General features: G+C 58.8%; 18 protein-coding genes. 13 read left to right on the forward strand and 5 right to left on the reverse strand.

The window, feature by feature from the left end; genetic code table 11:
- Positions 1-61: 61 nt before the first annotated feature.
- From IPI80_RS16075 to IPI80_RS16085, 3 genes are read left to right on the forward strand one after another with little or no spacing between them, the layout of a single operon-like run.
- Positions 62-1,279 carry a SufS family cysteine desulfurase gene (locus IPI80_RS16075; RefSeq protein WP_413862612.1) on the forward strand — a complete coding sequence of 406 codons (1,218 nt, stop codon included), beginning with the start codon at positions 62-64 and terminating at the stop codon, positions 1,277-1,279.
- Positions 1,280-1,298: 19 nt separating this feature from the next.
- Positions 1,299-1,805, forward strand: coding sequence for a Fe-S cluster assembly sulfur transfer protein SufU (sufU, locus tag IPI80_RS16080; RefSeq protein WP_413861892.1), 507 nt, complete (start codon positions 1,299-1,301; stop codon positions 1,803-1,805).
- A 30-nt stretch (positions 1,806-1,835) separates the two neighbouring features.
- The gene (locus tag IPI80_RS16085) at positions 1,836-2,396 is read left to right on the forward strand and encodes a NifU family protein (protein WP_413861894.1); all 561 of its coding nucleotides are present in this window, start codon (positions 1,836-1,838) and stop codon (positions 2,394-2,396) included.
- A gap of 10 nt (positions 2,397-2,406) precedes the next feature.
- On the opposite strand, the gene IPI80_RS16090 is transcribed toward IPI80_RS16085, so the two are convergent.
- Positions 2,407-2,691: a DUF2249 domain-containing protein gene (locus IPI80_RS16090; protein ID WP_413861896.1), complete on the reverse strand. Its 285-nt coding sequence runs from the start codon at positions 2,689-2,691 to the stop codon at positions 2,407-2,409.
- A 78-nt stretch (positions 2,692-2,769) separates the two neighbouring features.
- Between IPI80_RS16090 and IPI80_RS16095 the strand changes: the two genes are divergently transcribed.
- The 6 genes from IPI80_RS16095 to IPI80_RS16120 all read left to right on the forward strand — a co-directional run bounded on the left by IPI80_RS16095 (position 2,770) and on the right by IPI80_RS16120 (position 7,162).
- On the forward strand, positions 2,770-3,978 hold the full coding sequence (locus tag IPI80_RS16095) for an NnrS family protein (RefSeq protein WP_413861898.1): 1,209 nt from the start codon (positions 2,770-2,772) through the stop codon (positions 3,976-3,978).
- A gap of 34 nt (positions 3,979-4,012) precedes the next feature.
- Positions 4,013-4,489 (forward strand): RrF2 family transcriptional regulator, encoded by a 477-nt coding sequence (locus tag IPI80_RS16100; protein WP_413861900.1) that lies wholly within the window; start codon positions 4,013-4,015, stop codon positions 4,487-4,489.
- A gap of 8 nt (positions 4,490-4,497) precedes the next feature.
- Positions 4,498-5,739, forward strand: a complete 1,242-nt coding sequence (gene serA / locus IPI80_RS16105) for a phosphoglycerate dehydrogenase (protein WP_413861902.1) — start codon at positions 4,498-4,500, stop codon at positions 5,737-5,739.
- Positions 5,740-5,856: 117 nt separating this feature from the next.
- On the forward strand, positions 5,857-6,114 hold the full coding sequence (locus IPI80_RS16110; RefSeq protein ID WP_413861904.1) for a DUF2249 domain-containing protein: 258 nt from the start codon (positions 5,857-5,859) through the stop codon (positions 6,112-6,114).
- Positions 6,115-6,212: 98 nt separating this feature from the next.
- A complete protein-coding gene (locus IPI80_RS16115) occupies positions 6,213-6,404 on the forward strand; it encodes a DUF2892 domain-containing protein (protein WP_413861905.1) in 192 nt (63 codons plus the stop codon).
- Positions 6,405-6,592: 188 nt separating this feature from the next.
- Complete coding sequence (locus IPI80_RS16120) at positions 6,593-7,162, forward strand: YMGG-like glycine zipper-containing protein (RefSeq protein ID WP_413861907.1); 570 nt, start codon at positions 6,593-6,595, stop codon at positions 7,160-7,162.
- Between the two features lie 14 nt (positions 7,163-7,176).
- Here the strand turns inward: IPI80_RS16120 and IPI80_RS16125 are convergent, their stop codons facing one another.
- Complete coding sequence (locus tag IPI80_RS16125; RefSeq protein ID WP_413861909.1) at positions 7,177-8,088, reverse strand: recombination-associated protein RdgC; 912 nt, start codon at positions 8,086-8,088, stop codon at positions 7,177-7,179.
- 186 nt (positions 8,089-8,274) lie between these two features.
- Here IPI80_RS16125 and IPI80_RS16130 point away from each other — a divergent pair, with 186 nt between their 5' ends.
- On the forward strand, positions 8,275-8,853 hold the full coding sequence (locus IPI80_RS16130; protein WP_413861911.1) for a Spy/CpxP family protein refolding chaperone: 579 nt from the start codon (positions 8,275-8,277) through the stop codon (positions 8,851-8,853).
- Between the two features lie 9 nt (positions 8,854-8,862).
- Here the strand turns inward: IPI80_RS16130 and IPI80_RS16135 are convergent, their stop codons facing one another.
- Positions 8,863-9,228, reverse strand: coding sequence for a glutaredoxin domain-containing protein (locus IPI80_RS16135; protein WP_413861913.1), 366 nt, complete (start codon positions 9,226-9,228; stop codon positions 8,863-8,865).
- Between the two features lie 132 nt (positions 9,229-9,360).
- Here IPI80_RS16135 and IPI80_RS16140 point away from each other — a divergent pair, with 132 nt between their 5' ends.
- From IPI80_RS16140 to IPI80_RS16150, 3 genes are all read left to right on the forward strand, one after another.
- Positions 9,361-10,170, forward strand: a complete 810-nt coding sequence (locus tag IPI80_RS16140) for a DUF2189 domain-containing protein (protein WP_413861915.1) — start codon at positions 9,361-9,363, stop codon at positions 10,168-10,170.
- Between the two features lie 34 nt (positions 10,171-10,204).
- A complete protein-coding gene (locus tag IPI80_RS16145; RefSeq protein WP_413861917.1) occupies positions 10,205-10,414 on the forward strand; it encodes a DUF2788 domain-containing protein in 210 nt (69 codons plus the stop codon).
- A gap of 79 nt (positions 10,415-10,493) precedes the next feature.
- The gene (locus IPI80_RS16150; RefSeq protein WP_413861919.1) at positions 10,494-11,102 is read left to right on the forward strand and encodes a hypothetical protein; all 609 of its coding nucleotides are present in this window, start codon (positions 10,494-10,496) and stop codon (positions 11,100-11,102) included.
- A 6-nt stretch (positions 11,103-11,108) separates the two neighbouring features.
- Here the strand turns inward: IPI80_RS16150 and IPI80_RS16155 are convergent, their stop codons facing one another.
- The gene (locus IPI80_RS16155; protein ID WP_413861921.1) at positions 11,109-11,687 is read right to left on the reverse strand and encodes an NnrU family protein; all 579 of its coding nucleotides are present in this window, start codon (positions 11,685-11,687) and stop codon (positions 11,109-11,111) included.
- Between the two features lie 142 nt (positions 11,688-11,829).
- The gene (locus IPI80_RS16160; RefSeq protein ID WP_413861923.1) at positions 11,830-12,777 is read right to left on the reverse strand and encodes an alpha/beta fold hydrolase; all 948 of its coding nucleotides are present in this window, start codon (positions 12,775-12,777) and stop codon (positions 11,830-11,832) included.
- Between the last annotated feature and the right edge of the window lie 87 nt (positions 12,778-12,864).

The raw sequence follows: 12,864 nt of genomic DNA on the forward strand, positions 1-12,864 counted from the left end.
CGTTCGGGACGCGTTGTCTCCACTTGCAGCAACATCGCCAACGGCCCCACTCATATCCAGGATGCTGGATATTGAGCGCGTGCGCGCCGACTTCCCCATCCTTGCATTGACTGTTGGCAGCAAGCCGCTGGTGTACCTGGACAACGCGGCCTCCAGCCAGATGCCTAACCCGGTAATGGAGCGCCTGCTGCGTTACCAACGCCAGGAGCATGCCAACATCCACCGCGCGGTACATTACCTGTCCGAGACCGCCACCGCCGCTTACGAGGCCGCTCGGTGCACGGTGCAACAGTTCATTCACGCCCGTGAAGCGCGTGAAGTGATTTTTACCAGCGGCACCACGGAGAGCATCAACCTGGTGATGCACGGCTGGGGCCGCAAGTTCATTAACGCGGGTGACGAGATCATCATCACCGTGCTGGAACACCATTCCAACATCGTGCCCTGGCACATGCTGTGTGCCGAGAAGGGCGCCACGCTCAAGGTGGTGCCCATCAACGACGCGGGCGAGCTGCAGCTGGATGTTTACGAGACGCTGTTCAGCGACCGCACGCGGCTGGTTTGCTTGGGCCATGTGTCCAATGCGCTGGGCAGTATCAACCCGGTGAAGGACATGATTGCCACGGCCCACGCGCACGGCGTGCCGGTACTGCTCGACGGCGCGCAGGCCGCACCACACTTGCACGTAGACGTGCAAGACCTGGATTGCGACTTCTACGCCTTCTCGGGCCACAAGCTGTGCGGCCCCACTGGCATTGGCGTGCTCTATGGCCGCGCCGAGTTGCTCGAAGCCATGCAACCCTTTAAGGGCGGTGGCGACATGATCCACACCGTCACGCTCGAAAAATCTACCTACGCGCCCATACCCAATAAGTTTGAAGCCGGCACGCCGCCCATTGCCGCTGCGATTGGACTGGCTGCCGCTATTGACTACTTGCTGGCCTTGGGGATGGATGCCATTGCCGCGCACGAGCACAGCCTGCTGCAATACGCCACCGAACGCCTCTCTGCCATGCCCGGTGTACGCCTGATTGGCACGGCGCGCGAGAAGGCGGCTGTGTTGTCGTTCGCCCTGCAAGGCATTCACCCGCACGACGTGGGCACGCTGCTTAATGCTGAAGGCGTTGCCGTGCGAACTGGCCACCACTGTGCCCAGCCCCTGATGCAACGCCTGGGCGTGGCGGCCACAGCCCGTGCCTCGTTTGCGTTCTACAACACCCCTGCCGAGGTGGACGCACTGGTGGCGGGCATACGCAGCGTACAACAGGTTTTTGCCTGATAGCGGGCAAGGAAGCACCATGAGCGCAGACCCGAAACCCCTGTACCAGGAAGTGATCCTGGACCACAACAAGAAACCCCGCAACTACGGCACGCTGGAACATGCCAGCCACCAGGCCGAGGGGTTGAACCCGCTGTGCGGCGACCACATTTATGTGGCTCTCAATGTGGAAGGCGATGCCGTGCATTCCATCGCCTTCCACGGCGAATCGTGTGCCATCTGCAAAGCATCGGCCTCGATGATGACCATGGCCGTTAAAGGCAAAACCCCTGCCGAGGCCGAACAACTGGTCCATGCGTTTGTGGACATGGCCACCGGCCGCGATCAAACCCCTGGAGCGCCCGCTGCACCTGCGCTCCCCGGTATGGCACGCTTGTCGGTGTTCTCCGGCATCCGGGATCTGCCCATGCGCGTGAAGTGCGCCATCCTGCCTTGGCACACGCTGCAGGCAGCACTCAATAGTCAGACCAGCGTCACCACCGAAGCCCAGGCTGACCCCATGCAAGCCCCCATGGGCGACGCCTGAGCCCTATCCATTGCACCGCTGGAGCGCACCATGCCCAAGATTGCCGACATCGAACCGACCCCCAACCCCAACGCAGTGAAGTTCATTCTGCGCGAGCCGCTGTCCTGGGGCATTGCGCATTCGTTTGAGAACGCCGCGCAAGCGCAAGACAATCCGCTAGCCAGTGCGCTGTTTGCCATCGAGCATGTGACCAATGTGTTTTATGTGGACCGTTGGGTCACCGTCACACAAGACGGCACGGTCGAATGGGAAGACCTGGCGCGCGAGGTGGCCGTGCCGATACGAGCCGCACCGGCTGCGGCCGACCAGTCTGCAGCGGCTGTGTTTGCGGCGCGCGAATCATTCGAGCACCTGAGCGAGGCCGACCAGCAGCGCCTGGATGACATCAACCTGATGCTGGACCAGCAAATTCGCCCCTACCTGCAAAGCGATGGTGGCGACCTGCATGTGCTCAGTCTGGTGGGCAACCAGCTGGTGGTGCACTACCAGGGAGCCTGTGGCACCTGCCCCAGCGCTATATCGGGCACGCTGCAGGGTATCCAGAGTCAATTGCGGACGCTGGAACCCGATCTGGATGTGATTGCAGCCTAAAAATTAGACCTTAGCCGCCGCAGGCGCCGCAGCAGTGGTCCACGCCATGCTTGCCTTTGAGTTTGGTCACCGCAACGCGCCAAACTTCAGGGCCGCTTTCCAGGGTTTCCCAGGTAAACAGGTTGGGCTTCTCCAGTTCGAACTGGCTTCGCAAGGTTGTGGGCTCATGGTCGTTGATCAATTCCATGGTCATGTCAACGTCGAGCTGGTCAAACGTCCAGAACACCAGGGTGCGGCGATCTTTGGATGCCATGGGGCGGGTATCAACTTCGACGGCTTGCGTGGTCTGTGTCATGGGGACTCCTTGAAATAATTCAGATGCTATTATAAGATATATAATAGATATAGCTTATAGCTTTTTACACAGGCCGTCATGTCCACTACACCCGTTCGCCCCACTACCATCCTCATACAACCCAAGGATGCGGCGCCTAAAGCGCCCGCCGCTCCCAGCATGAAGGTGTTTCTGGAGCTGGCTTTTCGTCCGCTGTACCTGGCAGGCACCAGCTGGGCGTTGGTGGCCATCGCCTTGTGGATTTACACACCGGGCTTGCTCACCGCGCCCCTGGGTGGCCTGGCCTGGCACGCGCATGAGATGCTGTGGGGCTTCATTGCCACCATCGCCTTTGCTTTTATGATGACCGCAGGTGCCAACTGGACCGGCATCACCCCCATGGCCGGTAAGGTGCTGGCCTTGGCCTGCGTTCTGTGGGTGGTAGCGCGTATTGGATTCTTGCTGCCATTTGAAGCCGCCTTTTGGTTGGCTATGGCCGCCGAGCTATCTTTCTTCTTGTTGGGCTCGGGCGCCATGTTGCGCGCCGTAGCGGTTTCCAAGAACAGCCGCAACTATGCCATGCCAGTCTTCCTGGCGGGTCTGGCTGCTACCGACGCGCTGTACTTGCTGACTGCGCGCGGTGGCGACTATCTGCTGCTAATGCAGCGCTTCAACGCAGGGCTGGTGGTCATGGCCTTGATTGCATTGCTGATTGGTCGCCGCGTTATCCCCTTCTTTGCCATGCGCGCGGTGCACGGCCTGACTCTTCCCACTCAAATGAAGACCGGCTGGGTGCAGCTGGGCGCATGCACGGTAGGCGTAGTGAGCTTATTGGCTGGTATTCCCATGCTGAGCGCCGCTGCGCTGGGCCTGGCCGGCACGCTGGCGCTGGTGCAGATCATCAGCTGGAAACCGCTGGCCGTGCGTGGCAACGCCTTGCTGTGGATTTTGTACGTGGGGTACTCCAGCATCGGCATCGGCTTGCTGATGGCAGCGTTGCAATACGCCGGGGTGGACCTGCCGCGTGTGCTGCCTGTGCACACCATCGCGATGGCAGGCTTCTCGGTGATGATCATTGGCATGGTCACACGCACAGCGCTGGGCCACACCGGTCGTCCCTTGGCCACCGACCGCACCATACGCGCAAGCTACTGGCTGATGCTGATCGCCGTGGCGCTGCGCCTTACTGCCATCGCTGCTACACCCGCCACCGCCACGCTGCTGCATATCGCCGCTGCCGCCTGGATCGCCTCGTTGGCACTGTACCTGTGGCAGTTCACGCCCATGTTGATCCGCCCGCGCAACTAGGCCTGGCAGACCACCGCTACACCCAAGGAGTCTTATGCGCCTGACCACCATGACCGACTACGCAATGCGTCTTTTGATGTACGTGGGGCAAAAGCCCGAACGCCTGTGCACCATCGCCGAGGTGGCGGGAGCCTACGGCATCTCGGAAGCCCATTTGATGAAGATCACCCACCAACTCGCCCTCAATGGCTGGCTGGAAACGGTACGTGGCAGGGGCGGTGGCATGCGACTGGGCGCGGCACCCGCCGAGATCAACCTGGGCGCCGTGGTGCGCAGTATTGAGCCCGATTTTTATCTCGTGGATTGTCTGACCCAGGAAGCAGACTGCAGTCTTACCGGCCGCTGCAAGCTCACCGGCATCATGAGCGGTGCGCTGCAAAGCCTGATGCAGTACCTGGACCGATACACATTGGCGGACTTGCTGCCGCCCAGCACCCAGATCGAAACTACCTATACGCCGCGTCCACCTTCCGGCGGTCCGCACCGACAGATTCCTGTGGCCCTCGGCTAAGGCTCGCCATGACCCAGCCACCTATCAACCTGCCCCGGGAAAAAGCCACGCTAAAAGCGGTACTGCTGGAAGGCATACACCCTTCCGCTGTGGACGTGTTGCAACAGGGCGGCTACACGAATATCGTAACGCATGCCAAAGCGCTGACCGGTGCAGACTTGCAAGCCGCGCTGGACGGCGCGCACTTTGTCGGCATCCGCTCGCGCACCCAACTCACGGCTGCGGTGCTGGAGCAAGCCCCGCAGCTTGCGGCCATCGGCTGCTTTTGCATTGGTACCAACCAGGTCGATCTGAGAGCCGCCATGCGCCTGGGCATTGCGGTGTTCAACGCGCCGTTCTCCAACACGCGCAGCGTGGCTGAGCTGGTGTTGGCCGAAATCACCATGCTGATGCGCGGCATTCCCGAGAAGAACGCCATCCTGCACCGCGGTGGCTGGGTCAAGAGCGCCGCGCATTCCTACGAGGTGCGCGGAAAGACCCTGGGCATTATTGGTTACGGCCACATCGGCACGCAGATCGGTGTGCTGGCCGAACAACTGGGCATGCGCGTGGTGTTTCGCGATATCGAAGCCAAACTGCCGCTGGGCAATGCGCGGGAAATCGCCAACCTGGACGAGCTGCTGGCCACGTCGGATGTGGTGAGCCTGCATGTACCCGAAACACCACAAACCCACCTGCTGATCGGTGCCAAAGAGCTCGCCGCGATGAAGCCCGGCAGCCACCTGATCAACGCCTCGCGCGGCACTGTTGTCGATATTGGCGCCCTGACTGCAGCACTGGAGTGCCGCCACTTGCACGGCGCTGCCATCGACGTTTTTCCTGCAGAGCCGCAGGGCAATGACGCGGTGTTCTCTTCACCACTCACCAAGTTTGACAACGTGCTGTTGACCCCGCACATTGGCGGCTCCACCTCGGAAGCCCAAGTCAACATTGGTAGTGAAGTGGCGGCCAAGTTGGTTCGCTACGGCAACAACGGCTCCACCAACTCGGCCGTTAACTTTCCTGAAGTGGCCCTTCCCGAGCACACTGGCCGCAGCCGCCTGCTGCACATCCATCACAACGTGCCCGGTGTGTTGGCGCAGGTGAATGAGAGACTCTCAGCCGCTGGCATCAACATCGCGGCGCAGTATCTGAGCACCTTTGAAGACCTGGGCTACGTGGCGATCGACGTGGACAGCGCCGCCAGTCAATCTGCCCTGGACCAACTGCGTAGCGTGCCAGGCACCATCCGCTGCCGCATTCTGTACTGAACGCGACCATGCAACGCGCCGACGCAATCACAACCACATTCGATCCCTCCCAGCTGACCGACGTGATGAAGCCGTCAGCCCCTCAACCCATTTCATCGCTCTGAAAGGAAATCCACCATGTCCCAAGCCTGCAATCACACGACCGCCGAAGCGATCTACCCATTTGACGCACGTGGTGTGGCCAAGCGATTTCGCCATGCAGCCATCTTTGGCGCGCTGGACTCCCTCACGCCGGGCGAGACCATGCGTTTTGTCAATGACCACGACCCCATTCCCTTGCTCAACCAGCTGCAGGCTCGCTATGGTGCTGCCATTGAAATTAGCTACCTACACCGCGAACCCGGACAAATCGTGATCGACTTCGCCAAGCTCTAAATCGACACGCGGACCATAGCTGTGTGACGCAAGTCACAGACTTTGGAGGTAATTGGCGCGTCCAATAGCGGCATTACCACCCAAACAAGGAAATAGCCATGAAACTCAACGTCGGCGGCATTGACCGCATCGCGCGCATCGCCATTGGTCTGGTCTTGATCGGCCTGACCCTCACCGGCAACATTGGTCTATGGGGCTGGCTGGGCCTCGTACCGCTGGCCACCGGTGCCATCGGTTGGTGCCCGCCCTATGCCATCCTGGGGTTCAACACCTGCTCCATGAAAAAGTAACAATACGTAAGTCGCTATAAAATGTATAGCGTCTTACGTATGTTTCACGAGGGCTAATGCCCTCTTTTGCATACATAACCTTAGTGTGTAAGGTCATGTTACCGACGTCATCCCGGCGCACATCACCGCGTTATAAGTAGACAAGCCGTTACGTCTAGCGGTATGGGCCTGTTGGCCCACCTGATGCCATGACCACAGCACCTGTCCTGTCCGTTTCTTCCCAGCGGCCCACCGGAGCCGGCACACGCACCTGGAAGGCCCTCGCCGTAGTAGCTGCCAGCCTAACGGCCTTGGTGATCCCGGCGGCCCATGCCGATGAATTCAACACCGTGCTAAGCGCCGGTATTGGTGCGGCAGCGGGGGCGGTTATCGGCCATTCAATCGGTGGGCACCGTGGAGCCCTCATTGGAGCCGGTACCGGCGGTCTAATCGGCGCCAGCGTGGCGCAGCAGCAGGGATACCGCTCAGAGGCGTACATGCCCGCCCAACCTGTAGGGGACTACTACCAGAGCTACCCCACTTACTCGACTTACCCTGCCTACCGCGCACCAACACCCGTCTACTACGCACCACCACGCGTCGTGGTGGTGCGGGCACCGGTATACGTCGCGCCACAGTGGCGGCCTGAATACCGCCACGGCTACGGGAACTACTATGGCCGAGGGGGTTGGGATCAGCGCGCCTATGCACCGCCGGTTCGCTATGTGCAACCGATAAGCGATGGCCGCGGTTACCAGGATCACTACCGACGTGGTTAACGCGAACACCGCGATTATTGAGTCAGTTCGACCTCTCCCCCCAGGGCTTCAATCAGGTCGGGAATCAGCTTACGAAGCTCGCCCGTGGCAATGGCCACGTCGGCATCAAAGTGGTCATCCTGGCCATCGGCCGCGCTGGCGGGTGCACCTTCAAACACCGTCTCCAGAAATGCCAGCTTCTTGAGCTGCAGGGATTCGGTCAGCACAAAGGACACCCGGTCTGCCCAGGTCAGGGCCAACCGGGTGGGCAGCTTGCCCATGGCAATGTGCTGGGTAACCTCGTCCGTATCGAGCGCGTGGCGCGTGTAACGCACCACGGCGCGCGACTCATCGGCCGCCTTGAGCTCACACTCCCGGTCCACGCTGAAGCTGGGAGGTGCATCCTTGGTGGAGAGCCATTCGGCCATGGCGGCAATGGGTGATGTCTGGGTGTTTACCAATTGCACCACCAGCCCGTCCACCGCCTTGATCAGGCAGGTCATCACTTCATCCGCTTTGGCCTGGCTGCCGGCATCGGTCAGCAGCAAACCGGCGGCAGGGTCCACCCAGACTTGCACGCTGGACTGTTTGCTAAAGGCCATGGGCAGCAGCGATAGCCGCACCTCGTCACTGATCTCGCGCTTTTCTTTCTTGCCGGGTTTGCGCCCGGTACTGGCCTCGATGTGGTCCACCTGGTCTTGTACCTTGCGCTTGATGACCGAACCCGGCACCACCTTCACCTCCATCGCCAGCTTAAGTAGCCATTGGCCGCCCACCACCTCTACCAATGGGCCATGGGTATGGCCGCGCGGTTCCAACCAGCCGACCGACTTTTCTTGCGTGGCGCCGCACTCCACAAACTGCGCTTCCTGCAGCGCTGCTTCCAGGGGTTCGACCGCAGTCGGCCAGCCTGACACCAAACGGTAAATCATCAAATTCTTGAACACGTATTTGCCTTTATAGATTCGCGGGATTGGCCCGAGGGGTGTATTGTCATCGCTGTGAGGGAGCGCTACTTCGGTCAACTTTACAAAGTGTTATGCGATCGCAATATCCCCGATACACATAACCCGCACACTTCTTCCATGCCAGATCACGATGTCCGTGTAAGGTACCTTCAAAAAGGATGCTCCATGCAAACCACTTCTTTCAAGTCTCTCGTTCTCGCCGGCTTGCTCGCCAGTGCCGGTTTTGCCACCATGGCCCAGCCGGCAGCCGGTCAGGATGGTGGTCGTATGCCCATGGCAGGTACCAACGCAGCCGGCATGCACCAAGGTGGCCCCATGGGCGGCATGCACAACCGCATGGGCTCCGCAAAATGGGAAGCCAAGATGGCGAAGCGCCAGGATGCACTCAAGGCCAAGCTCAAGCTCGCGCCTGAGCAGGAAGGCGCCTGGACAACCTTCACCACCGCCATGAAACCGCCCGCTCGCGGGGATATGAAGCGCCCGGACCGTGCAGAGATGGAAAAACTAACTACTCCTGAGCGCATTGACAAAATGCACGCCCTGCGCACGGAGCGCATGGCGGCCATGAATGCCGCCATGGACAAGCGCGAAGATGCGACAAAGACTTTCTACGGCGCGCTCAATGCCGACCAGAAGACGGTATTTGATGCCGAACATGCCCGCATGGGTGCTCACTACGGCGATCGCCACAGCTGGCGTGGCGCAGGGTACAAGGGTGGCGACAAGCCAGCCAAGTCTCAGTAAAACTTCCGCTTACGCCAGCAGCGTCTTGAGTTCGCCGCTGGTAATCAACTTATCCAAATCATTCGCACCCCCAACCAGGGTGCCTTTGACAAAAACCATGGGTAGCGTGGGCCAGCCGGTCCACAGTTTCAAGGCATTGCGCTCGCGCCACTGGCTGAAATAGTTGCCATAAGTCAGGTAGTGATATGGCACACCAGCAGCGTCGAGCAGCTTGCGGGCCTTCTTTGGAAACGGGTTCTGCCCCATACCCACCACCACCACGGCGTGCGTGCCCACGGCCGCCTGCACTTCCTTTACGATGGCCTGTTGGTGGGAGGCCACCCTCTCGCGGATGGCGGGGTGGATGCGGGATTCGTCAAGTATGGAACGCGGCATGCTGAGTTTCCCTAGGTTGCTGCAAAAACGACCATTATCGACGGCTGCAAATCTATGCGCCGCTCACTTGATGGATATCAAACCGCTATAGTGTTTGCAGATCTACACTGCGCCGCTTGGCGCCCCATCGCCATGCCCCAGTCTCTCACCATGCTACCTACGGTGCGTACCATTTCCCTGCAGCGTCCATTGGTCTGGCTGGTCTATGCCTGGCGGGACATGGCGTGCGTGGGTTGGCTCAGTTTTGCCCACGGCCTGGTGTTGGCCTGCGCTGGTGCGGCCATCGTGGCCGTGGCCGGCCAGCGCTTTTGGCTGCTGGCCGGCGCACTCTCGGGGTTTTTGGTCATTGCACCGGTACTGGCCACCAGTCTGTACGCGCTGAGCCGCAGTGTGGAGCGCCATGAGCAGGTCGGCATGGGCGTGGTGATGAAAACCTGGCTCAACTGGCAAAACAGCCACTTCAACAAATGGGGCAACGATTACTGGTGCATGGTGCAGTTTGGTGCGCTGCTGGCCTTGGCCGCTACCGGTTGGGTGGTGACGTCTGCTGCCCTCATCACCTTGCTGGCACCCGTGCCCATCCTGGGGCCCCTGGACTTTGTGCACCATGTGGTGCTGGCTCCAGACAGCCGCTTGTTTGCGCTCTGGCTGGCGCTGGGGGGTATCCTGGCCGCGCCCCTGTTTGCTTCCAGCGTGGTGTCCATGCAGTTGCTGCTGGATCGCCGCGTTACCCTGATGCAGGCCGTTCTGACCAGCTGGCAGGTGGTGCTGGCCAACCCCATACCTCTGGGCCTTTGGGCAGCATTGATCATGCTGTTTACCCTGATGGGACTGGGCTCCTTGTTTATTGGGCTGATTGCGGTGGTACCCATGCTGGGTCACGCCAGCTGGCACGCTTACCGTGATCTGGTAGATGCCAGCAACTTACCCCTGCGCGATTAGGCGCCTGTGGCGTCCACTGGATACGGAACCCTAAATGTTTGGTTTTACGGAAGAACAAATTGCAAGCTTTGGCCTGACCTTCGGCGTGGGGGCCTTCATGCTCTACATGCTGTTCATCATTGGTCACCTGGCCTGGGAATCCAAGGCCGGCAAATTTGGCACCTTTGTGATTTTTTTAGGTCTGGCCTTTGGCATGGTGGGTTTCGTGGCCAAGGGCGTTATCCAGTGGTACATGACCAAATAAGGATACATAAACCGTGAGAACGTTTTACGCATTCCTCTCAAACCAACGTCGACTTTTCCTCATTCTCGCTGCCTCTGCCATGGTTGCAATTTTGGTTTCCGTTGCAGCTGCGTTGTACTTCTCCGGCTCGAAGGAGCAAGCCGTTGCGGTGTTGGCGAAGGATGAAATTGTCATCCTAAGAACACCTGGCGGAATGCTTGAGGTGAGCACTCTTATTCGAAACGAGGTGTTTCAATGGAGCACTGAATACACGTGCCTTCCACTGGATTGTGGGAAGCTTTTTGGAAAGACAATTTCTGAGGTTCGTGTGCCAGTTCACTACACGTACCGAATTCCACTTGCAGCACAGTGGAGCTTAAAACGGGTGGGCCAGCATTTCGAACTTGCCGCGCCGACGCCACAACCAAAATTGCCGGCAGCGATTGATGTCAAAAAGCTTGAGATTCGCACAGACAAGGCTTGGTTTTCACCCGACAAGACTGAACACAGGGAATCAGTCATTCGCAACATTGGGCCAGAATTCGATCGAAGGGCACAACAACAGAAGTACCTGGACGCCCAGCGCGATGATGCCAAAAAAACAGTCGCGGAGTTTGCACAAAAATGGATGCTCGCACAAGGTGTAGCGGCAAACCTGCGTGGCTATCCGATTCGCGTCAGTTTCCCGGATGATCCGCGTCCGCAGTAATTGCTATCAACCAAACGGTCGGATGCCTATCAGCAGGCCGTGCAGCTTAAAGGCAAACGCAGCCCAGGCCACAACGCCCAACACAACCGCAATAACCGTACCAGACACTGTACCGGCTGGGTACTGGGTGCCCGCAGCGCGATCACGCCGGCGTGCCGATATAAAGTCCAGCACTCCCCAGGCCAGAAAACCACCAAACAGCAATACATGGGCCAGGGTGCCATTGGACAATAAATGGGCCAGCGCCCATGACTTGACCCCCAACACCATGGGGTGGTGCAACCGAGCCTTGATGCCGTTGTGCGGCACGTAGGCCGCGGTTACCAACACAAAGGCCACTAGCGTTAATAGTGAGGCGGCGTGGCGCATGGCCGCCGGCGGTGTCCACAATATGGTGGGGGTTTCACGAGCCACGCCAAAGCCATAGACGATCAGTCCCAAACCCAAAACGGAAGCGATAGAAAACAGGCCTTTGTATGTTCCTTCACCCACACTGGCCAGGGTACGGGCACGCCAGCCATCGGCCACAATACGCACCGAGTGCACACCCAAAAACAGAATCAATCCAGCAACCAAATACACCATAAGAATTTTCCTAAAAGTTAACCGGTAATCACGCGGTTCTTGCCCGATCTTTTTGCCAGGTACATAGCCTTGTCGGCCCGCTTGATGACATCATTTCAAGTTCTATTAATGACCTTTTTGGTTGGTTTAAGCTGCAATCGGTTCATGGTTTGGCCAGAAATTCCTTGAGTGCCTCCACCGTCTTCTTAGGATCTTCCTCGTGCGGTACATGGCCCAAATCATCAAAAACTACCAGCTTGGAGCCGGCAATGTCCAAAGCGAAACGTTTTCCATTGTCCAGCGGAATCAGGTGGTCCTTGTCGCCCCAGAGAATCAGTGTGGGTAATTTTAATTTTGAAATTTGGTTTTCATCCCCGCTGAGCCCTTGGTCCATCCGGTAAGCCAGCGCCGCGCGATTACCCGCGCGCAAGGTCAATTCGTAATACCGGTCTACCAATTCACGCGTCACTTTGCTGGGGTCACCATAGACATTGCGCACGCTGCTGTCCACCACACCGCGCGGCAGCACATGTTCCATCAGCACACGCAAACCTGGCATGCGGGCAATGCGAAACCCAATAGGTATAGAAGTCGGCACAAAGGGATAGCCAGCTGCATCCACAAGCACCAGTTGGCGTACGCGCTCTGGATGACTTAGCGCCGTCTCCCAGGCAATTTGGCCGCCCAGCGAATTACCTGCCAATACAAAACGTTGCACTCCCAACTTGTCCATAACCGCGACAACGAACCTCACATAGGCGGCAATGGAATAGTCGTTGTGGGGATCGGGTCCGGTCAGGCCAAATGCGGGTAGATCAAACCGGATAACACGGTGTTCATCCTTCAAGCTTGCAACCCATCCATCCCATGTATGCAGGCTGGCCGAAGTGCCGTGTAACAACACGATGGGTAAAGGGTCATTGCGAGAACCCTCGTCCCGCAAATGGACCTGCATGCCACCCACCTCCACAAATTTTGAGGGCGGCTGGGCCCAGCGGGCTGATAGCTGCGCGACCGTGCGGTCTGACGCCCAGGTTGCCAACAGACCGGCAACCAAAAATACGCCGCTCGCCAGCAATAAAACACCCAAGATACGAATAATCAGTTTCATAGGCCCGAACTCTACACCCCAGTTACAAAAATTTGTCAAAGTACAAAGCTGTGGATAGTTTTAACGCAAACAACTAGTTATCCACAA

Origin of the sequence: Candidatus Aalborgicola defluviihabitans, from assembly GCF_016705985.1 — a bacterium.
Taxonomy (GTDB): domain Bacteria; phylum Pseudomonadota; class Gammaproteobacteria; order Burkholderiales; family Burkholderiaceae_C; genus Allorhodoferax; species Allorhodoferax defluviihabitans.